This window comes from Methylomonas koyamae, assembly GCF_019669905.1.
Classification (GTDB): domain Bacteria; phylum Pseudomonadota; class Gammaproteobacteria; order Methylococcales; family Methylomonadaceae; genus Methylomonas; species Methylomonas koyamae.
Window position 1 is genome coordinate 1305834 of the sequence record NZ_AP019777.1, and the last position, 20113, is coordinate 1325946.

The following is a 20113-nucleotide window of genomic DNA, read 5'->3' on the forward strand; positions in this document are numbered from 1 at the left end:
CGAACCTTAAGGGTACGCACAAGCTCTTTCTGTCTCAGTGCCAGGTAGCTAACCATGGCGACAAGTAAGATACAAGGGTACGCATCGCGTACCATTAAAAGGCCGTCATTCTGGCTTTGAGCGGTTCACAACATAAAGCCCCCGGCTTTGCCGGGGGATATTTACTCCAGCGGTGGATGGAAGACCATTTTTCCCAGTTGTAAAAATTGAGCGGGCTCGGAGCCGGCAAAACCAATGCCCGCCTAGGCAAACCCCAAAAATACCGCCAATGCTCGGTTGACCGCCAACAGGGTTTCGTCATCCACATGTCCGATAACGGCGCCGATTTTACTGCGCGACACGGATTGCGGCTTATCCACCATCACTTGCGAAGGCTTGCTAAGCCCGGTTTGTTCATTGGCCGCCAAGGGGATTCGAAACAACGGGGCATCGCGTAACTCGCCGGTAACCGGCAAAATCGTCACGGATGGGTGCGCGTCGAACAAATCGGACTGAATCAGCAGCGCCGGTCTGGGTTTGCCAAGATCGCCCTGTAACGCGACCGTCACTAGATCGCCGCGCCTCATTGCCAGCCGTCGTGGTCAGCCACCGCTTCCAGCCACATACAAGTCTCCTGATCCGCGGCATCATCACGAATCAGCAAGGATTGCCGCCGGCATTCGTCGGCAAAACCATTACGCCGGGTATCGGGCACCCAAATTTGCAGGGGGCGCAACCCCGCCTCCCTTAATGACTGGCGATGTTTTTGCACACGTGCCGAAGTACTGATACTCATCATAATCTCCCGTTGCATGTAACAAAGCGCATCATAAACACCACTCACGTTACATGCAACAGACTTGCGCATAGGAACAGAATTACCTGAACCTGATATTCAGCAGGTCCGAAGGATTCTCAATCTGTCAGTAACGTTTTCATTACCTCCAGACTAATTTGCAAACTTTGGGACGGGGTTACAAGCTTCGTGCCGCTCGGTTTCGTCGTAGCATTCAATCATCGTCCACCCCGGATTTCGCTGACTCTCCATCCAGGCTAAGTGTTCACCAATATCGATTAATTGCTTTCACCAAATTCTTGATCCGAAAATTCGTCGGCACCCGCTCAATTCTCTGGCAAAAGCCCATGGCGAACGTATCGATGAAAGGTCGAATAAGGCCAATCTATCAATTGTTTAACGTAACCGTGTTTCATTGGGTTCCAGTGGCAGTAATCGATATGCTTGGAATAATCGGGATTGTCGCGAATTGCATGCTCCCAAAAACGCCGTTGCCAGATGCCACGTTCCAGGCGTTTACGACGCGTCGCCGATAAACGTTCGGTGTGCGGCAAACCTTTGGCGAACAATAATTTCATCAGCCGTAAGCGAACAGGGAAATCGTCGGCATCCAGCGGCAAGGTCAACGCCATATGCATGTGATCCGTCAGCACTACCCAAGCATCGATTTCAAATGGATACAACCGTTTGAACCGGCGCAACGAATCGCGCAGCAAATCGATATGGTCGGTCAGCAAAGCAAGCGTCGTTCCAGCAGATTCACCGTAAAGAACTAACAATCACCCGCAACAAAACAACGTCGATAATTTGGCACCGCCACCCCGGCAACAAAAATGGTTAATCCAACAACCTACCAACCCAAATCAAGGGGTTAGCGTAGGGCGGATTCGGAGCAAAGCGACAATCCGCGAAAACCAACACCCACTGGCGCATCCAATCGCGCGAGCAAACCGGAAACCATCCATGGTGGATTGCTTCGCGAATCCACCTTACGCCACCCATTTATGCACCGTACGGCCGTGTTAGTGTGGGAATGAGAGGATCGGAGGCTTTCCCGCGCAGGCATCCGGCTGGCTTACGCTGGCCGGATTGCTAGAGAAAAAAATCATTTTTTAAATGGACTATCTGTCTTTCCAATAGCGCTAAATGCGTTATGAACTAATGGAATATTGAAATATGTCTGCTTAGGTATCTTCTGAATACTTCGTAAAGGCTTTAGCCTTCCAGGTGCGTTCCAAAGTTTTAGAGCCTTAGAACCAGGCAGAAGAAGCGAAGCCGTAACCAAAAAGCCATTAAACATAAAATAGACATGAATACCGTCATCAATAGAGTCGGTTATTCTTTGGTTAATCCTAATGATTACATTATCAAGAACACTTTGCGGGACTGCCTGAGTATGATCAATAACCTTTACGATAGATAATTTTATAAAGTCATCTAGCCTAGCTATTTGATCATCATTAGATGAAATTGAAAGTGTCTTATAAAAAATGCATGGTCTAAAATATTTCTCAAAATCTAAGAATGCCTTTAAGCCATCATATTCCTTTAAAGTAGATACTGATGCACGCCAAATTATAGTAAAAACAAATAGATAGAATTGAGCGTAATTAAATTCAGTGAATATAACGCTAGAACACGTTTCTAATTGTTTATTTGTATCAACAAGAAGCTTGGTGCAATCATTCTCAAAGTTACGACTTAAAAACTGCTCACAATCTGAACACAACAGCTTTTGCTTATAGTCAGCGTTAGTCCTTATGGCCCTGGGCTTCTCACTCACATCAACGACAACGCATTGCGGACGCCCATTACGCATCCTTCTGTAAAACGACTTAGGCTCAATATGAGAATTACACAACGGCTTTTCCAAACCGCACAATCTACAAATACCGTTCATAGAAGCCACCAAAAGCGATAAATCAAAATACTAATTTGTCGCCAAACGTCGGTCAACAGAAAAAATTACACGCAATTTTGCTTTGCCTAGCAGGCTGGTGAAAAACTCCCAAAGCTGCAGTCATCAAGGCGCATAGCCTCAGCAAACAAGTAAAATAGCGCATCTAAATTGGAGAAGCCCCCCATGCGCGGACACGATGCCATTCAAAATAGCTGGTTCAGCTACGTTAGCCTGGAAGACCGTATTCCCAAACAGCATCCGTTGCGTCGTTTACGGCTACTCGTCGATGGCGTATTGGCCTCTATGGATGCGGTCTTTGCCGAATGCTACTCCCATACTGGCCGCCCGTCGATTGCGCCCGAAAAACTGCTGCGCGCCTTGCTATTGCAAGTGCTGTACACCGTTCGTAGCGAACGCCAGTTGATGGAACAGCTGGACTACAACCTGCTGTTTCGCTGGTTTGTCGGTTTGGGTATCGACGATGCTGTCTGGGAACGCAGCGTGTTCAGCGCCAACCGCGAGCGCCTGCTGTCCGAAGCACTGAGTCGCGAGTTTTTTGAGCGGGTCTTGGCCATTGCCGAATGGCAAAACCTGGTGTCCGACGAACACTTCAGTGTCGACGGCAGCCTGATCGAAGCCTGGGCCTCGCACAAAAGCTTCGTGAAGAAAGACGGCAGCGGTCCTGATAAACCCGCCGGCCGCAATCCCGAGGTCGACTTCAGCGGCGAAAAGCGCAGCAATGCCACGCATCAGAGCACGACAGACCCCGAAGCGCGGCTTTACAAGAAAGGCGAATACACCGAGGCCAAACTGCGTTACATCACCCATGCCCTATCCGAGAATCGTAACGGCCTGATTGTCGATGTCGAAACCACCCAAGCCACCGGCACCGCTGAAATCGAAGCCGCGCAAACAATGATCAAACGCCGTGTTCCCAAAGGCGGCAGCGTCGGTGCCGACAAAGGCTATGACCAACCGGCGTTCGTCAACAAACTCAAGACGCAAGACATCAAAGCCCATGTTGCTCGCAAAAAGACCGGCAGTGCCGTCGATGGCCGCACCGCGCGCGGCAAAGCGTACGCTCAAAGCCTCAAGCGCCGCAAAATCGTCGAAGAAGCCTTCGGCTGGATCAAGACCGTCGGGGGCCTGCGTAAAACCCGCCACATCGGCTTAGCCAAAGTCGCAGGTCAGGCCTTGTTTTGCTTTGCCGCCTACAACCTGACGCGCTTGCTCAACCTATTGGTGTTCACGCCGAAACCGGCGTGGAGTGCGCCCACCTAGGGCGAAGTGCGCCTGAAAACCGTCCACAGACGGCTTCAGGCGAATAAAAAGCCCTTGAAACAGGGGCAAAACGGTTGAAACTCGATGTCATGACCGATTTCAACACGAAAAAATCACGGAAACCGTGGGTAAGGGGAAATATCAGTGGGTTTTTCACCAGCCTGCTAGTGGCATGGATTGAGCGCTATCAGCACTTGCGATATTCATCAAAGCCGGCCTCAGCTCAATTTCTCGCAAATCAGTGGGCGGGGTTTTAGGCTGTACGCCGTATTTGTGGCAGTTGCGGCGGATAATCAGGGTTTCGGAGTCGGAGGATACCGCGCAGTTTTTGACCTGCGGCGCGGAGCAGCCAAGTTTTAGTTGCGTTCCGTCGGGCGCTAACAGCGTAACCCTACAGACCGAGGCAATGGCCAACCTCACCCCATCGAATGCGAGGTGGTGGAAATCGACAGTCTTTAGGTCGTCTTCGGAGTCGGCAACGAAAGCTAGCCTGCTGTGGTAGTGGTCGGCAAAGGGCCGTAGGCTGGGTTGAACAACGTGAAACCCAGCGATCATTCCCAGTTTTGTTCGATTAAGTCCGGCAGAGCAGCCCAGTTTTCGGTGTAAATCCCTAATTTAAGTCCGTAAGGCGGAAGCCGACAGGCGTTCCGCCATTTTAGAACTGGTTTACCGGATTCCGCCGAATGTGGTTTTGGATTCGGGATGTTTTTACGCGACGCGATGGTTTTGAAAGATGGTTGATGGATTTGGCGGAACGTCTGTCGGCTTCCGCCCTACGATGGAGGCGACATGCCGGATTATCGGCGGTATCGGGTGCCGGGTGGGACGTATTTTTTTACGGTGAACTTGCTGGAGCGGCGGCCGGATACGTTGGTTCGGCATATCGATGTGTTGCGCGATGCGGTGCGGGTCACCAAACGGGAACGGCCGTTTCATATCGATGCCTGGGTGGTGTTGCCGGACCACATGCACTGTGTTTGGACTTTGCCACCTGGCGACGATGATTTTTCCAACCGCTGGAAAGCCATCAAAATCCGCTTCGTCCAAAAAATCCCTACGACCGAACGACGATCAGCGACACGCATCGCCAGAGGCGAACGAGGCATCTGGCAACGACGGTTTTGGGAGCATGCGATACGCGACGATCGGGATTACGCCAACCACGTCGATTATTGCCACTGGAATCCGATGAAGCATGGATTGGTTCGGCGTGGCCCTATTCGTCGTTTCATCGCTACGTCAGGCAAGGGTTGCTGACAAATGATTGGGCCGGATCACCATTAGCCGCCAATCTTGAATTTGGCGAACCGGAGTTTCAGTTTATTGGCGGAACGTCTACGATGGACGCGGCATGCTCGAGCGAGACGGGGTCACTCTAAAAGTAACAGAACCGCGATCAACGGCTTGAAAAGCCTTATCCCGCCAGCAAGCTTTCGTAAGGAATTGCCAACCCCTCATGCAGGCGTTTGATCATGCGCAAGCTCAACGGGCGCTTGCGGTTGAGGATTTCGGAGACTCTACCACTACTGCCGATATAAGTTTCCAGGTCTTTGGCGCTGAGATTTTGCTGTTCCATGCGGAATTTGATCGCTTCTATTGGGTCAGGCGGGGCAATGGCGTAGTGTTTGTTTTCATAGGCTTCGATCAGCGTTACCCATACTTCCATTTCATCCGCTTCCGGGGTGCCGGATTCGGCTTGGAAAATGGCCTCCAGCCGTTGAAAAGCGGCTTTTAGTTCATTGTCGTTTCGGATGGGTTTAATAGTCATTGACGGTCTCCACATCAATTAAGTCGTATTGGGCGTGCGTGCCAATAAATTTTATCCAGGCAATGCCTGCGCGGTATTGCATCTCCACCACTAACCGGTATTTGTTGCCGCCAATATTGAAAACGACCCGATTGTTGTTGCAGATACTGGCATTTTGGTATTGGTTTTTTATCGCTTGCGGCGAAGTCCAATTAGCGGTCAGGGCTTCTTCGTACCAGCTTTCCAATGGTCCTTTGGCATCGCGATACGCCGGTTGCTCCCAGAATTTTTTGATCGTGCTTTTGGCAATGATGCGCATGGTAGTTGGTAGCAATCTCCCTATTTGGGAGGATTTTAGGTCGGCGCAGTTAATTGTTCAAGCTCTAGCTGTTTACCGGGACAAAATCAGTTTCAAATAGTCTTTGCCTGCGAGAGGAATACCGGATTCGCGAAGCAGTCCATCAGCGATGTACATCGCGCATCAATTCGGTCACGAAAATGACTTTTAATATTGGGCCAAGGCCTATAACACTGATTCATCCAGTCAAAGAGGTCTGATCATGCTGACAAATTCTTCGGGGAACCCCGCCTTGACATCTGCCTGCACCGGTTTTCTGTTGACACTGCTCTATGGCTTGTCGTTTTACCTCTACCGCACCCTTTACGTGCCGAATCTGGTCGCCTATTACCTCAATGCCGCCATCGGAATGCGGGTAACCCTGTTGGAATATGCCATGACCGCCATGGGTTTGCTGATTGGTGCGCAGTTGTATGGCGCAAAATGGTGGGCGGGTGGATTGGTGTTGCTGGCAACCAGCCTCTCATTGCCTTGGCTGGCCGTGCTGCTCAGCGAAGATATTTACCTGGCACCCGGCTACGGCATGCTGTTTTTCCTGCCGTTCTGGCTGACATTACGCCTGTTTATTTGTCAATTTATCGGTTTGCTTTTCATGGTCGCGGTGGGGCATTGCCGGAGCTTAATTTTAGCCAGATGGATAAACTCCTAGGGCGGTAGGCAGGGTGGAGCGGCAGCGATACCCAGATTTAATGGTTTCTAGCTGGGTTTCATATCATTCAGCCTACTTCCACAAACGCGGATTCAGCTTATTATCCATTTGCGATTATTGTAAAGCGCAACCGACTGTCGCCTTAGGAGGCGTAACAAGACAATCACGCCTTGCCCTAACAAGCGTCGAATTTCCTCAGAACCGAAAGCCAGCCAAAATAACGTGGCTCAACATTAAACCTAGCGGCTTTCATTCCAACCTGAGAATGCGAATAGCCAATTTTTGTTGTACTAGCGCACCTACCCAGGCTACTATCACGGCCCATGTTATTCGCCAATCCGCTTTTTCTCGCCAATAAACGCCGCTGGCTATGGGGCTTACCTATCGCTGCGGTGTTTGCGTTTTTCTAAAAAACTTTCAAGCAACCGCGGGCTTGCCGCAGTTGCTTCGCCATTTGCCCCAGGCCCGCACCAACCCAGGAGGTCTGATGGCAACACCCGTTTCCACCCACTTAACAGAACACAGGCGCTGGCTCGGTTTCGGCTTGGCGATTTTGGCCGCTATCGGTTTTTCCGGCAAAGCCATTTTCGTCAAATTGGCTTACAGCGAGGCGGTCGACGCCGTGACTTTGCTGGCGTTGCGGATGCTGTTTTCGGCACCGTTTTTCCTGGTCGTGGCTTTGCGCCATGCCTGGCAAAAACCGGCGCAAAGCTTGGGTCGGCGCGATTACGTGGCGTTGTTGCTATTGGGTCTGCTGGGTTATTACCTGTCCAGCCTGTTCGACTTCATCGGCTTGCAATACATCTCCGCCGGTCTGGAGCGCCTGATTTTGTTTTTGTACCCGACCCTGGTCGTGGTGTTGTCGGCGTTACTGTTGCATAAACCGTTCGGCCGTAAAGAAGTCGTGGCGTTGTTACTCAGTTATGCCGGCATCGGCGTGGTGTTCGGCGATCAAGTGACCTTGCAGGCCGAGCATTTGTGGCTGGGAGCCGGGTTTGTGTTCGCCAGCACGCTGACCTACGCGGCTTATCTGATCGGTACCGGCGAAACGGTGGCCAGGATAGGCGCGTCGCGCTTTACCGCTTATGCGATGTTGGTGGCGTGCGCGGCAACGCTGATCCAATTCCTGTTGACCCATCCGCCGCAGGCGCTGTTGGTCTCGGCGCGGGTGTATCAATTGAGTTTGTGGATGGCGCTTGTGTCGACCGTGTTGCCGGTGTTCATGCTATCGGCGGCGATCCGGATCATCGGCTCCGGCCATGCCTCGCTGATCGGTGCGCTGGGGCCGGTAGCGACGCTGTTTCTGGCCAATGTGTTTCTCGGCGAACAATTGAGCGCCGGGCAAATGGCCGGCGCTGGGTTGGTGTTGATCGGCGTGTTGAGCCTGTCGCGCAAATAAAGCCTTAGCCGGCTGCGTCGGCGGCCCCGCCCGAAGCCAGCATTTCTCGGGCGTGGGCCAGCGTGTTTTCGGTGATGGTGACGCCGCCCAGCATCCGCGCCACTTCCTGCACCCGTTCCTCCTCGCTCAGCCGGCGCACGCTGGACGAGGTGACGGCCGCCTTTTGGTTTTTGGCGACGAACAAGTGCTGGTGGGCTTGCGCCGCGACTTGCGGCAGGTGGGTTACGCACAGCACCTGGCGGTTGCGGCTGAGCCGGCGCAGCTTTTGGCCGACGATTTCGGCGATGCCGCCGCCGATGCCGGAATCGACCTCGTCGAAAATCATGGTCGGCGTGGTTTTGTCGGTGCTGGTCGTGACCTGGATCGCCAAACTGATGCGCGACAATTCGCCGCCGGAGGCGACCTTGGCCAGCGGCTTGGCCGGCAGGCCGGGGTTGGTGCTGACCAAAAATTCGATCTGGTCCAGGCCGTTGCGTTGCGGTTCGGCGTTTTCCGGCGTTTGCAGTTTGACGATGAATTCGCCGTGCGGCATGCCCAGTTCCTTGATCGCGGCGGAAATGCGCTGCTGCAATTCGGCGCCGGCCTGGGCCCGGCTGGCGGACAAGTCGGCGGCCAGTTGGCGGTATTGGTTCAGCAAGCGTTCGCAGTCGGCGTGCAGCGCTTCGATGCGCTCGCTGCTGTGGCTGAGGTTATGCAGTTCTGCGCTGAAGCGGCCGGCCAGTTCCGGCAGTTCCTCGGGCTGCACTTTGTGTTTGCGGCTCAAGGATTGAATCACGCCGATCTGGTTTTCCAGCCAGGCCAGTTGCTGCGGATCGGCTTCTTGGTTTTCCAGGAAGCGGCGCAATTGTTGGGTGGCTTCGCCGATCTGGATTTCGGCGTCGCCGAGCAGTTCCGCCACGCCGTTCAATTCGGCAGCGTATTGGCTCAGCTCCTGCAACGCATGGATCACGTGGCCCAGCATGTCGGCGACCGATTGCTGGTCGTTGTCGTACAGTATGTCCAGTTGTTGCTGGCCGACGCCGAGGATTTTGCCGAGGTTGGCCAGTTTGTGGTGTTCGTCGGCCAGGGCCTGGTAATCGAAATTTTCCAGGTCTAGCTGCTGCAACTCCTCCAACTGGTAGCGCAGCAATTCCTCGCGCTCGGCCTGGTCGCTGCCGGCCTTTACCAGTTGCTGCAATTCTTTGTGCGCCTGGCGCCAGTTTTGGTAACAAGCGTTGAGTTGTTCCAGCAAGGCTTGGTTGCCGGCGAAGCCGTCCAGCAGCCGGCGTTGTTCTTCGCCGTCCAGCAAGGTCAAATGGGCGTGTTGGCCGTGGATTTCCACCAATTGCCGGCTCAGAGCTTGCAGGGTTTGCAGATTGACCGGGCGGTTGTTGATGTAAGCTTTGGAGCGGCCGTCCTCGCTGACGGTGCGGCGGATCAGGCACTGGCTGTCGTCGTCCAGCTCGTTGTCGGCCAGCCATTGTTTGACCAGCGGCGCTTTGCTCAAATCGAATTCGATGTTGATCTCGGCCCGCTTGCTGCCGGGACGGACGTAGCCGGAATCGGCGCGGTCGCCGAGTGCCAGGCCCAGTGCGGTCAACAGGATGGACTTGCCGGCGCCGGTTTCGCCGGTCAACACCGACATGCCGGGGTCCAGATCCAGATCCAAGGCGTCGACCACGGCCAGGTCGAGAATGTTCAGGTTTAACAGCATGGGTTCAGGCGGGGTAGCCGCTCCAGTTGAGTTTGCTTCTCAGAATGTGGAAATAGTCGTGGTCTGCCGGATGCAGGATTTTAATCGGTTTCTCGGCCTTCTTGATCACGATCTTGTCGTTGATGCGCACGTCCGGAATTTCCAGATGGTCGCAAGTGACCAGCGCATTGATTTGTTTGGCGCGGCTGAAACGGACTTCGATGGTGACGTTGTCGTCGATCACCAGCGGCCGGTTGGATAAGGTATGCGGGTTCAGCGGCACCAACACCAGCGCGTGCAAGGCCGGATGCAGAATCGGGCCGCCGGCCGACAAAGAATAGGCGGTGGAGCCGGTCGGCGTGGCGACGATCAGGCCGTCCGAGCGTTGCGTGTTCAGATAAACGCCGTCGATGCTGGTGACGATCTCGATCATGCTCGGCGTCACCCAGCGGTGTATCACGACTTCGTTGACGGCGGTTTGCTGGTGGATCAGCGTGCCGTCGCGGATGATGGCCGCATTCAACAAATGGCGTTGTTCGGTAATGTAGTGGCCGGCCAGAATCTGTTCCAGGCTGCCCGAGAGCTGTTCCGGCGAAATATCGGCCAAAAAACCGAGCCGGCCCAGATTGACGCCGAGCAACGGCACCTCGTAATCGGCCACCGCCCGCGCCGCGGCCAGGAAGGTGCCGTCGCCGCCCAACGCGATCATCAGGTCGCAATGTTCCGGTAAACGCTCGATATAGACGCCGGTAAGATCGGCGTTGTCGATCAATTCGGCGCTTTGGCTTTCCACCGCCACTTGAAAACCCCGGCGCAGCAGATAGCGGTAAAGTTGGTTCAGCGTCGGCGCGATGCCGGGGTCGCCGAACTTGCCGACGAGGCCGATGCGCTGGAATGGGCTTGGCATGGAATAGGTTGAATTGGCTGTGTTGGCCGGATTATACAAACAGGTAGGCCGAAAGTCTTCGCGCAAGTTTTGGCGGCCGCGCGCAGCCATTGCCGGTCTAGGTATTTGGGCCTATAGACAAACCAAAGGATGCGGCTAGAATCCGAAAATTTTCCGGCGCGCCGCGTTAAAGAAAGGCTATGTTCGCGTTAATAGTTGAATGAGAACGAAGCCGTCATCCCGGCATACCCAAAGGGCACAAGCGGATTGCCGGGATCCATGACACAAGGATGTGTTGAAACTTTGCCGTCCGTGGCTTCTGGGCCCCGGCAATCCATGCCGGGGCGACGCCAACTACTAACGCGAACATAGCCTAACGAAAGTCAACCGATTCAATCCGATTCCATGAAATTCGACAGAGTGATCCTGGTCGTCGATGCCGACGTCTCCTCATACAAAGGCATTTTGCGGATGGCCGAACGGCTGGCGGCCGAGGTGGTGCATTTTGCCTGTAGCAGCGAATTAAACCGGTGGGCCGGCGACAAGCGCTTGCGTTTCGGTCCTGCCAATCTGGCGTTGTGCGTGGTGTTCGATCCGGAGTTTCTGGACGTGTTCGAGCGTAAGCCGGGAGACGATGTTTTCGGCCAATGGCCGCGTATCTGTATCAGCCGGGCCGGAAGCATGTCCAAAGCACTGCAGGCGATCAACTCCGGCGTTTTCGATTTTATCGAGAAGCCGTTTCGGCTGGACCAGATGCGGTTGGCCTTAGAACGGGCGTTGGATACCTTCGAACGCGATACCCGGCGGCTCAGCGAATTCAAGACGCTGACCCGCAGAGAATTGCAGACGTGCGAGATGGTGGTCAGCGGCCTGACCAACCGGGAAATTTCCGAACAATTGGACATTTCCATCAAAACGGTTAAGGTCCACCGTGCCAACCTGATGCGCAAGGTGCGCGCCAAATCGGTAACAGAACTGTTGCGCGGCTACGATGAATTCAAAGCCTCGGGTAACGGCGCCCATGGTGCGGCGAAAAAGTTTTCCGCCGACACATGAGGCCGCGCCAATCAGCATTCGCGCTTGTCGAATCCCCAGCCAAACCTTGCGCCATCCCGGCTTAAACCCAACCGCTAACCGCATTCACCATCCATGGAATTGACTTTGTTTCCCACCGTCGGCACGATTGCCCAGCGCGAAATTTTGCGCGCCACGCTCGAGACCAGCATGCGCGAGGTGTCCGAACTGCTGAGCCGCTACAACGTTAGTAGCGTCGTGATCGAGCAAGCCGACGGACACTATGTGTTTTCGGTCGAAGACTTGCTGGTCCACGTCCACGAGGGCGGCCAAACATCCGCCAAACTGGGCGACCTGCCGATCCGCAAGGTCGCCTGCATCGGCGAAAACGAACATATCCTGGCCGGCCTGGACGAGCTGGAGAAGAGCGGCGACCGCTATTTGGGCGTGGTCGGCAGCGGCGGCGAGCTGGTCGGCATTCTGACCTATACCGATATTTTGTCGGCGGTCGATCCGACCGTGCTGGTCCAGAAAAAAACCATAGGTGAGCTGATTTCCCGCACCGAACCGGTCACGTTTTCGCCGGATTGGATTCTGGAAGACGTATTGAGCCACCTGCGCAAAATGGAAGATTCCATTATCGTGGTCGAGGCCGGAATACCGGTCGGCATCATCACGACCAAGGACATTTTCCGGATTTTATCGTCCGGCAGCGCTACGGACTTGCCGCTGGCGGAGTACATGACCAGCCCGGTCGCGACCACCCATATCGATGCGACGATACACGACGCCTTGATGCAACTGAAAACCTTGAAGATCAAACGCGCGGTGGTGGTCGATGCGAACCGCCATCTGGTCGGCGTCGTCACCCAGAGCGAGCTGGTCGGATTCGCTTACGGCACCTGGATCGATTTGGTCAAACACCACGCCAGCGAATTGAAGGAGTTGGTCGGGATTTTGGAATCGAAGGCGTTGGGTTTGGAAAAGTCCGCGCTGACCGATCCGTTGACCGGCATCGGCAACCGGCGCATGTTGCAACAACGCCTGGAAGAGGAAATTCAGCGCATACGGCGTTACCGGTCGTCGCCGTTTTCGTTGTTGTTGATCGACATCGACCACTTCAAGCGCGTCAACGACAGCCACGGCCATCTGGTCGGCGACGAAGTCTTGAAACTGGTGGCGGCGACGCTGCGCGGCTTGGTGCGGACCGTCGACGACGTCACTCGCTGGGGCGGCGAAGAATTTGCGCTGCTGCTGCCGCATACGCCGATTGCCGCCGCGGCCGAATTTGCTGCCCGCGTGCGGCTGGCCATCGAGAATTTGGTGTTGCCGCGGCAAATACGAGTCAGCATCAGCATCGGCGCCGGCGAGTTTGCCGTCGCCGAAACCGAGCAGGCATTCTTCGAGCGGGTCGATAAAGCGCTGTACCGGGCCAAGCGCAACGGCCGCAATTGCGTCGTGGCCGACACCGGCCCCGAGGGTGTCTGACATGAAGGGCCGGATACCGTTTTGACCTACGCGGCATGGGCGCTGACTTGCGCTTGCTGGTTATGGAGCCGGACCGGTCTGCCCGGAATGGCCGCTATTAGCCGCCGCGTTGCTGTGCGGAGCCTTGTTTTACTCGTTCATGGGACGCAGGCAATGGCAGGGCAACCAGTGCCGGGTCTTGCGGGCGCTGATCGGCGCATTCGCGGCTTGCGCGCCTCGTTGCGGGATAAAACAACCGCAGCGCACTGGCGATAGGCGCCTCGCCCGCTAGATCCCTGGGTTAACCGTTGCCGCCGTTCTGGGCCAAAAAGCTTTCCCAGTTCCGCGTCGTCACCGCCTGCAAATAGGCTGCGGCCATTTCGGCGGTGAGCAATTCGAACAATACCCGGTTTTCCAGCCAAACTTCCACCACCTGAAAGATGCCGCCGCGGTCGCAGGTCAACGCCCGCCAGCCTTCGCGCGCGGCAATCGCTTTGATCGACGCTTCGTCCAAGGCCACGGAAAGCGCGGCGTGGGTCGGCACGTAATCCGGCCGGTCGGCGTCGTATTGAAATTGCACGTCCTGCCCATCTGCGCCGGGCTGCATGACGGTACCCAGAGGATAGACCTCGACCAGCGTGGCATGGCCGTCGTCGCAGATTGCGATATGGCTGCCGCGCGCGGACGGAAACGGATACGCCTTGCCGCCGATCAATTCGGCAACGACGGCTGCCACTCGGGCCGGGTCATGAGCGGAAATCGATAAATGGTGAATCATATGCAGTTCTCGGTAGATTTAAGGTAAGGTTCGGCGGCGGTGTAAGCCGGCCGGCTATGTTAGCGAATTAACGGCGGAAATGTTCGGATAGATCGGATTGATTTTTACGGATACGGATGCAGGGTACACGGTGTGTACCTACGGGGCTATCTGCCAAGTGGGAGCGCAGACGTGCCGTGCCACGGTGGATTTGTGCCGCAGCGCGGCCGAGCCTTGCATTACCACGCGGCGCGTGGGAACGAGGAAAATTCAAAGTAGGGTACGCACCGCGTACCTTTGGTTTCATTCACCACCATCGAACGTATCAAATTTTCCGGCCATATCCGAGCCCCATTCCGCAGGATAAACCCCCTCGTTTACGAAGCGATGGAACGACGAATAAGGCCAATTAGCCACCGAGGTCACCAGACCGTGTTTAACCGGATTGTAATGCAGGTAATCCAGATGTTTTGCGTAGTCGCATTCGTCGCGTAATGCATGCTCCCAAAATCTACGTTGCCAGACGCCGCGCCGCCTTTGGTGTTGTTTTGATAGAGATATTGATTGTTCAGGGCCGTTCGCCGCCAACCAATGTTGGGTGAAATGTTTTTTGATAAAGCCCCAGCGTTTGGAGTAATCGGCATCGCCAGGAGGCAATGCCAAAATCGCGTGGAGGTGATCCGGCAACACCACCAGGGCATCAACCGTAAAAGGCCATTGTTGTTGGCATGCGCGAATGGCCGAACGCAGCAAATCCCGAGCCGCATCGTTCGCCAAAATCGGCGCCCGTCGTTCCGTTACCAGGGTAAAAAAGTACGAGCCGCCCGGTATATAACAGCGCCGATAATTCGCCATCGCAAACCCCGTTTGCAGAAACCCATGTTGGGAATTGTGGACGGGTTTAAACCAATCGGCAATTCAAGGTAGGGTACGCACCGCGTACCGAAAGAGGGGCGTCCCAATGTTGGAAGCCAGAAGAAGGTACGCGGTGCGTACCCTACACAGCTCGGAAATTGGCAAAATCGGCGGCCATCAGATCATTAGGGCAACGTCGACAAATCATTGGGAATTGGCCTTCGAATCCTCGATTGCATCGAGGCTACTTGCTTGCGGAGGTCCGGTTGACCGAAAGGTTAAACCTAGTGGCGAAGAGATAAGTAAGGAGAAAACTTTTTATCTAGCACACTCGTTTGTTCAAACATCCATTTCTTAATGTCAGCACTCGCATGAACTTTTCTTGAGCGCTCCTCACCGACCGGTAATCCCTCCAATTCGGACTGAATACAGCCGAGTTCACAGATTTTGTGCCAAAGAACTTTGTCGAGGTATTGAACTATTGCGTCGTCAAAAAGCCATTTTGCTCCTCGAGTGCCAGACAAGAACTTGAACTCAGCTTCTTGTGATGTCTTCCCGGAGGTTAAAACAGAAGCAAGGTAGTCCCGGGCAGCTTCGTAGACAGATAACCGCCGTTCGAATAAATCGAGTTTCAATTTGTTTTGAGCTGTACGCCATTGGTGGTAGGCAATTGAAGCTCCAAAGAACGCAATCGTTGGGGTAAGCAATGCTGCGAGATATGTTGTCCAGTGCGGTTCAGTCATAGCTAGGTCTAACAAGTAATTAAATAGATCTGTATATCGCTTAAAACTAACGGATATATAGGGCGACTTTAACACAACACCCACAAAAAAGGCCGGTTTCCCGGCCTTTCTCAATTGATGGCTCGATTGGGTTACAAACCCTATCGAAAGCCAACGTGTCGGGTTACGGCTATCGCCTAACCCAACCTACTTCAATAGATTTTGCAACAACCCATTCAACTTATGCACAAACGCTGCCGGGTCGTCCAACTGGCCGCCTTCGCTGAGGATGGCTTGGTCGAACAGAATGTGGCTGATGTCGGCAAACCGGGCATCGTCCTGCTCGTTTTTCAGGGCTTGGACGATGGCGTGGTCCGGGTTGATTTCGAAGATCGGCTTGCTGTTGCCGCCCATGCCGAACATGCCGCCGGCGTGGCCGGCTTCCTTCATGATCCGCTCCATGTGCAGGCTCATGTCGTAAGCGCCGGTGACCAGGCAAGCAGGGGAGTCGGTTAGACGGTGGCTGATTTTGACTTCGCTGACTTTGTCGCTGAGTACGTCTTTGATTTGTTTAACCACCGATTCGAAGTCCTTGCTGACTTCTTCCTGGTGTTTTTTCTCTTCTTCGGTATCGAATTTATCCAGGTCAAGTTCACCTTTGGCAATCGATTGCATGTGTTTGCCGTCGAATTCGGTCAGGCTGGATACCAGCCATTCGTCGATGCGGTCGGTCAGCAATAACACCTCGATGCCTTTCTTGCGGAACACTTCCAGATGTGGGCTGCTTTTCGCGGCGGCGAAGCTGTCGGCGGTGATGAAGTAGATTTTTTCCTGGCCATCCTTCATCCGGCTGACGTAATCGGCCAGCGATACGTTCTGGGTTTTGTCGTCGGTATGGGTCGATGAGAAACGCAACAGGCCGGCAACGCGGTCCTTGTTTTTATGGTCTTCAATCGGACCTTCTTTGATGACGTTACCGAATTGCTCCCAGAATTTTTGGTATTTCTCGGCGTCGTTTTCGGCCAGGTCTTCCAGCAATCCCAAGACCTTTTTAACGGCACCGCCTTTGATGGTGTTGATCTGCTTGCTTTGTTGCAGAATTTCCCGCGAGACGTTCAGCGGCAGGCTGTCGGTGTCGATTACGCCGCGGATGAAGCGCAGATAGCGCGGCATCAATTGCTCGGCATCGTCGGTGATGAAGACTTTTTTGATGTACAGTTTCACCCCGTGTTTGGCGTCGCGGTCCCATAAATCGAACGGCGCTCGACCCGGAACATAGAGCAGCAAGGTGTATTCGTTGGTGCCTTCCACTTTGCTGTGGACGTGAGCCAATGGGTCTTGGAAGTCGTGGCCGACGTGTTTGTAGAACTCGTTGTACTGTTCTTCGGTGATGTCGTCTTTAGACTTGGTCCATAGGGCAGAGGCGCTGTTGACGGTTTCGTCTTCGACGCGGGCTGGCGAAGTTTCGTTGCCTTCGTCATCTTTCTCGGCCGGGATTTCCTTGCTCATGATGATGGGCAGGGAGATGTGGTCGGAGTATTTTTTGATGATTGAACGCAGTTTCCATTCGCTGAGGAATTCTTCTTCGCCTTCTTTCAGGTGCAGCACAATTTCGGTACCGCGGCCGGCTTTATCGACCGATTCGATGCTGTACTCGCCCAGGCCGTCGGATTCCCAGCGCACACCCTGGTCGTGCGGTGCGCCGGCTTTGCGGGTGGTTAAGGTGACTTTGTCGGCGACGATGAAGGCCGAGTAGAAACCGACGCCGAATTGGCCGATCAGTTCGCTATCCTTGGCTTGGTCGCCGGTCAGACGTTCGAAGAATTGCTTGGTGCCGGATTTGGCGATGGTGCCGATATGGTCCTGCACTTCCTCGCGAGTCATGCCGATGCCGTTATCGGTGATGGTGATGGTCTTTTTGGCTTCGTCGAAATCGACGCGGATTTTCAATTCGCTGTCGCCTTCGTACAGGCTGTCGTTGGCCAGGGCTTCGAAGCGCAATTTATCGGCGGCGTCGGAGCCGTTGGAGATCAACTCGCGCAAAAAGATTTCCTTGTTGCTGTACAAGGAGTGAATCATCAAGTGCAGCAAATGCTTTACTTCGGTTTGAAAACCTAGGGTTTGTTTGTTTGCCTCAACAGTCATGTCTATACTCTTTTGGTTGTAAAGTGGACTTGGGCAAGTTGGGGATGGCCGTTAAATTTTTCAAGGCCGCGGTTGCGGCATTCGGGGCAAGCGGGGTTTATGGTTTCGTTAGTTGATTTACGCCCATGAAATTGAGTCTAGCCAGTAAGCCGATTCTGATTGTCGAGGACAATCCGGTGATTCGTAAGTCGATACGCGACATGTTGTACAGCTTGAATGCGGATACGATTACCGAAGCCGACAATGGCGTGGCCGCCATCAATGCGATGGCGAAAACCACGTTCGAGATCGTGTTGTGCGATTACAACCTGGGGCCGGGCAAGAACGGCCAGCAGGTGTTGGAGGAAGCGCGGCACCGCAAGCTGATCGATTACCGCAGTATTTTCATTCTGATCAGTTCCGAACAATCCACCAGCGCGGTATTGGGGGCGATGGACAGCAAGCCCGACGAATACCTGACCAAACCGTTCAATGCCCAGCAACTGATCAGCCGCCTGAGCCGGCATTTTGCCCGCCGCGATTATCTGGGCGGCATCGAAAAAGCCATGGCCAAGGGCGATTTGGCGCAGGCGATCCGGCAATGCGATGCGCTGCTGGAGCGCGGCGACGTGAAGATGCGGCTGCATCTGTTGAAAATGCGCGCCGAACTGGCCATCGCCGCCGGCGATTTCGAATCGGCGCGGCGGATTTACCTGGAGGTGTTGCAGCACCGCGATTTGCCGTGGGCCCGCCTGGGCTTGGGCATCATCGATTTACAAAACAACAATATCGAACAGGCCATAGCCGGTTTTCAAAGTCTGGTCGCGGAAAATCCGATGTTGATGGAGGGTTACGACTGGCTGACTCGCGCCTACGAAGCGCTGGACCGGCATCAGGAGGTCGAGCAGGTGTTGCAGCAGGCTTTGGAATTGTCGCCGCAATCGATCTTGCGGCAGAAGAAGTTCGCCGAAACCGCCGACAAGAACGGCAATCTGGAGGCGGCCGAGAAAGCCTACAAGGCGGCGCTCAAGCTGGGCAAGCACTCGGTGCACCGGTCTTGTAGCGATTATGCCGGCCTGGCCAAGTTGTACGCCAAAACCAACGCCGGCGAAGAAGCCTTGAAGACCTTGAACGAGATGCGCCAGGAATACGCCAACCAGCCGGAAGCGGAGCTACGGGCGGCAACGCTGGAAGCCGACCTGTTCCGGGCGCAAGGCGACGACGAGGCGGCGCAGCAGGCTTTGGACAAAGCCTTGGATCTTTGCGGTCGCTTGGGCAGCAAGGCGCCGCGGGAGTTGCAGTTGGAAGTGGCCCGCTCGTGTTTTTTGAACCAACAGCACGACAAAGCCGAAGCCATCTTGCATGGCTTGATTCAGAACCATATCGACGACGAGCAATTTCTGAACAATTTGCGGGCCATGCAAAGCGGGGTCGGCATGCATAATTATTCCGAAATTCAGATTCAAAAAACCCGGCAGGCCTTGATTGCCACCAATAACAAAGGCGTGGCGCTGTACAAGCAGGGTAAATTCAAGGAGGCGCTGGATTTATTCGAGCAGGCCATCGCGACGATGCCGGAAAACAAGACCATCATCCTGAATATGTTGAAAATCATTATTCACGACCTGAAAGCGAACCCGGCCGATGCCGACAAGGAGCGCCGCGCCAGATTGCTGCTCAAGAAGGCCAGGCAATTGGGGGTGGAGCAGCATAAATTGGGGGTGCTGCAAATGGAATTCGGGAAATTGCATCGGCCGGCCGCGGCCAAGGCGTGACTATGTCCGGCCGTTTCGATAACGATACGCTGTTTCCGACCATTCTGGCGTTTACCGTACACGACATCAAAAACTCGTTAGGTACGTTGTTGGAATTGATTCGCCAGTTCTCCGCCAAACTGCAGGGCGAAACCGGCGATTTGGGCCTGTTGGAATTCGAGGCCGCCCGGATTAATCACAGCCTGATGCAATTGCTGGTGTTGTATAAAGTGGGCGCCAATAAATTCAGCTTGGCCGTCGACGAATATCCGGCGCTGGATCTGCTGCAGGAAGCCGTGCATCAGCAGGCGCGGCTGTCGACCTTAAACAATGTCGCATTGCAGGTGGATTGTGCGGACGATCTGCCGGCCTATTGCGATTTCGCCACTATCGCCAATGCCCTGGCCGCCGTGTTGAACAACGCCTTGCGTTATACTCGGCATGCGGTCTTGGTTTCGGCCGAGCAGGACGGCGGCTATTTGCGCATCGCGATAGAGGACGACGGCGCCGGTTATCCGCCGCATTTTTTGGCAGCCGATTTGAATAACGCCGCCGACCTGGATTGGGTCAACGGCAATACCGGCTTGGGCCTGTATTTCGTGTCGGTGATTGCCGGGTTGCACAAAAACGCCGGCCGTTGCGGTTACGTCACGATCGACAATGCGAGCCGGCTGGGCGGAGCCCGGTTTCGGCTGTTTTTGCCTTGATGCGGCCGTTACTAAGTTACAATAGCCGATAGTGCGGCTAAGCGCC

18 protein-coding genes and 2 pseudogenes are annotated in these 20113 nt (G+C 54.6%); 8 read left to right on the forward strand and 12 right to left on the reverse strand.

Features of this window, described 5'->3' with window-relative positions; translation table 11 throughout:
• Positions 1-242: 242 nt before the first annotated feature.
• From MKFW12EY_RS06350 to MKFW12EY_RS06365, 4 genes and pseudogenes are all read right to left on the reverse strand, one after another.
• Positions 243-566 carry a type II toxin-antitoxin system PemK/MazF family toxin gene (locus tag MKFW12EY_RS06350; RefSeq protein WP_221054204.1) on the reverse strand — a complete coding sequence of 108 codons (324 nt, stop codon included), beginning with the start codon at positions 564-566 and terminating at the stop codon, positions 243-245.
• Positions 563-778 (reverse strand): antitoxin MazE family protein, encoded by a 216-nt coding sequence (locus tag MKFW12EY_RS06355; protein WP_197495868.1) that lies wholly within the window; start codon positions 776-778, stop codon positions 563-565. The genes MKFW12EY_RS06350 and MKFW12EY_RS06355 overlap by 4 nt, the downstream gene beginning before the upstream one ends.
• Before the next feature lie 323 nt (positions 779-1101).
• Positions 1102-1538, reverse strand: a pseudogene (locus MKFW12EY_RS06360) (REP-associated tyrosine transposase).
• 342 nt (positions 1539-1880) lie between these two features.
• On the reverse strand, positions 1881-2675 hold the full coding sequence (locus tag MKFW12EY_RS06365; protein ID WP_221054205.1) for a hypothetical protein: 795 nt from the start codon (positions 2673-2675) through the stop codon (positions 1881-1883).
• A gap of 183 nt (positions 2676-2858) precedes the next feature.
• Between MKFW12EY_RS06365 and MKFW12EY_RS06370 the strand changes: the two genes are divergently transcribed.
• Both MKFW12EY_RS06370 and MKFW12EY_RS06375 read left to right on the forward strand, forming a co-directional pair.
• A complete protein-coding gene (locus MKFW12EY_RS06370) occupies positions 2859-3956 on the forward strand; it encodes an IS5 family transposase (protein ID WP_221053058.1) in 1098 nt (365 codons plus the stop codon).
• Between the two features lie 789 nt (positions 3957-4745).
• Positions 4746-5233, forward strand: a pseudogene (locus MKFW12EY_RS06375) (REP-associated tyrosine transposase); the annotation flags it as partial.
• A 137-nt stretch (positions 5234-5370) separates the two neighbouring features.
• Here the strand turns inward: MKFW12EY_RS06375 and MKFW12EY_RS06380 are convergent.
• Together MKFW12EY_RS06380 and MKFW12EY_RS06385 are read right to left on the reverse strand one after the other, a co-directional pair.
• Positions 5371-5724: a helix-turn-helix domain-containing protein gene (locus tag MKFW12EY_RS06380; protein WP_221054206.1), complete on the reverse strand. Its 354-nt coding sequence runs from the start codon at positions 5722-5724 to the stop codon at positions 5371-5373.
• The gene (locus MKFW12EY_RS06385) at positions 5714-6022 is read right to left on the reverse strand and encodes a type II toxin-antitoxin system HigB family toxin (RefSeq protein ID WP_054758285.1); all 309 of its coding nucleotides are present in this window, start codon (positions 6020-6022) and stop codon (positions 5714-5716) included. The genes MKFW12EY_RS06380 and MKFW12EY_RS06385 overlap by 11 nt, the downstream gene beginning before the upstream one ends.
• Positions 6023-6263: 241 nt before the next feature.
• Between MKFW12EY_RS06385 and MKFW12EY_RS06390 the strand changes: the two genes are divergently transcribed.
• Together MKFW12EY_RS06390 and MKFW12EY_RS06395 are read left to right on the forward strand one after the other, a co-directional pair.
• Positions 6264-6710, forward strand: coding sequence for a hypothetical protein (locus MKFW12EY_RS06390; protein WP_157199124.1), 447 nt, complete (start codon positions 6264-6266; stop codon positions 6708-6710).
• A 487-nt stretch (positions 6711-7197) separates the two neighbouring features.
• Positions 7198-8109, forward strand: coding sequence for a DMT family transporter (locus MKFW12EY_RS06395; RefSeq protein WP_054758348.1), 912 nt, complete (start codon positions 7198-7200; stop codon positions 8107-8109).
• 4 nt (positions 8110-8113) lie between these two features.
• Here the strand turns inward: MKFW12EY_RS06395 and recN are convergent, their stop codons facing one another.
• Together recN and MKFW12EY_RS06405 are read right to left on the reverse strand one after the other, a co-directional pair.
• Entirely contained in the window at positions 8114-9802 is a 1689-nt protein-coding gene (recN, locus tag MKFW12EY_RS06400; protein ID WP_221054207.1) for a DNA repair protein RecN, read from the reverse strand.
• Positions 9803-9806: 4 nt separating this feature from the next.
• Positions 9807-10688 carry an NAD(+) kinase gene (locus tag MKFW12EY_RS06405; RefSeq protein ID WP_054758349.1) on the reverse strand — a complete coding sequence of 294 codons (882 nt, stop codon included), beginning with the start codon at positions 10686-10688 and terminating at the stop codon, positions 9807-9809.
• 384 nt (positions 10689-11072) lie between these two features.
• On the opposite strand from MKFW12EY_RS06405, the gene MKFW12EY_RS06410 reads away from it, so the two are divergent.
• Both MKFW12EY_RS06410 and MKFW12EY_RS06415 read left to right on the forward strand, forming a co-directional pair.
• Positions 11073-11723 (forward strand): response regulator transcription factor, encoded by a 651-nt coding sequence (locus MKFW12EY_RS06410; RefSeq protein ID WP_054758287.1) that lies wholly within the window; start codon positions 11073-11075, stop codon positions 11721-11723.
• 93 nt (positions 11724-11816) lie between these two features.
• A complete protein-coding gene (locus tag MKFW12EY_RS06415; RefSeq protein WP_221054208.1) occupies positions 11817-13169 on the forward strand; it encodes a diguanylate cyclase in 1353 nt (450 codons plus the stop codon).
• 280 nt (positions 13170-13449) lie between these two features.
• Here the strand turns inward: MKFW12EY_RS06415 and MKFW12EY_RS06420 are convergent, their stop codons facing one another.
• The 4 genes from MKFW12EY_RS06420 to htpG all read right to left on the reverse strand — a co-directional run bounded on the left by MKFW12EY_RS06420 (position 13450) and on the right by htpG (position 17627).
• Positions 13450-13926, reverse strand: coding sequence for a hypothetical protein (locus tag MKFW12EY_RS06420; protein ID WP_054758290.1), 477 nt, complete (start codon positions 13924-13926; stop codon positions 13450-13452).
• 282 nt (positions 13927-14208) lie between these two features.
• Positions 14209-14760, reverse strand: coding sequence for an REP-associated tyrosine transposase (locus MKFW12EY_RS06425; protein ID WP_221054209.1), 552 nt, complete (start codon positions 14758-14760; stop codon positions 14209-14211).
• A gap of 284 nt (positions 14761-15044) precedes the next feature.
• Positions 15045-15503 carry a hypothetical protein gene (locus MKFW12EY_RS06430; RefSeq protein WP_157199125.1) on the reverse strand — a complete coding sequence of 153 codons (459 nt, stop codon included), beginning with the start codon at positions 15501-15503 and terminating at the stop codon, positions 15045-15047.
• A gap of 186 nt (positions 15504-15689) precedes the next feature.
• The gene (gene htpG, locus MKFW12EY_RS06435; RefSeq protein WP_221054210.1) at positions 15690-17627 is read right to left on the reverse strand and encodes a molecular chaperone HtpG; all 1938 of its coding nucleotides are present in this window, start codon (positions 17625-17627) and stop codon (positions 15690-15692) included.
• A gap of 125 nt (positions 17628-17752) precedes the next feature.
• Between htpG and MKFW12EY_RS06440 the strand changes: the two genes are divergently transcribed.
• Together MKFW12EY_RS06440 and MKFW12EY_RS06445 are read left to right on the forward strand one after the other, a co-directional pair.
• Complete coding sequence (locus tag MKFW12EY_RS06440) at positions 17753-19381, forward strand: tetratricopeptide repeat-containing response regulator (protein WP_221054211.1); 1629 nt, start codon at positions 17753-17755, stop codon at positions 19379-19381.
• A 2-nt stretch (positions 19382-19383) separates the two neighbouring features.
• Entirely contained in the window at positions 19384-20067 is a 684-nt protein-coding gene (locus tag MKFW12EY_RS06445; protein WP_221054212.1) for a sensor histidine kinase, read from the forward strand.
• The last annotated feature ends 46 nt before the right edge of the window (positions 20068-20113 follow it).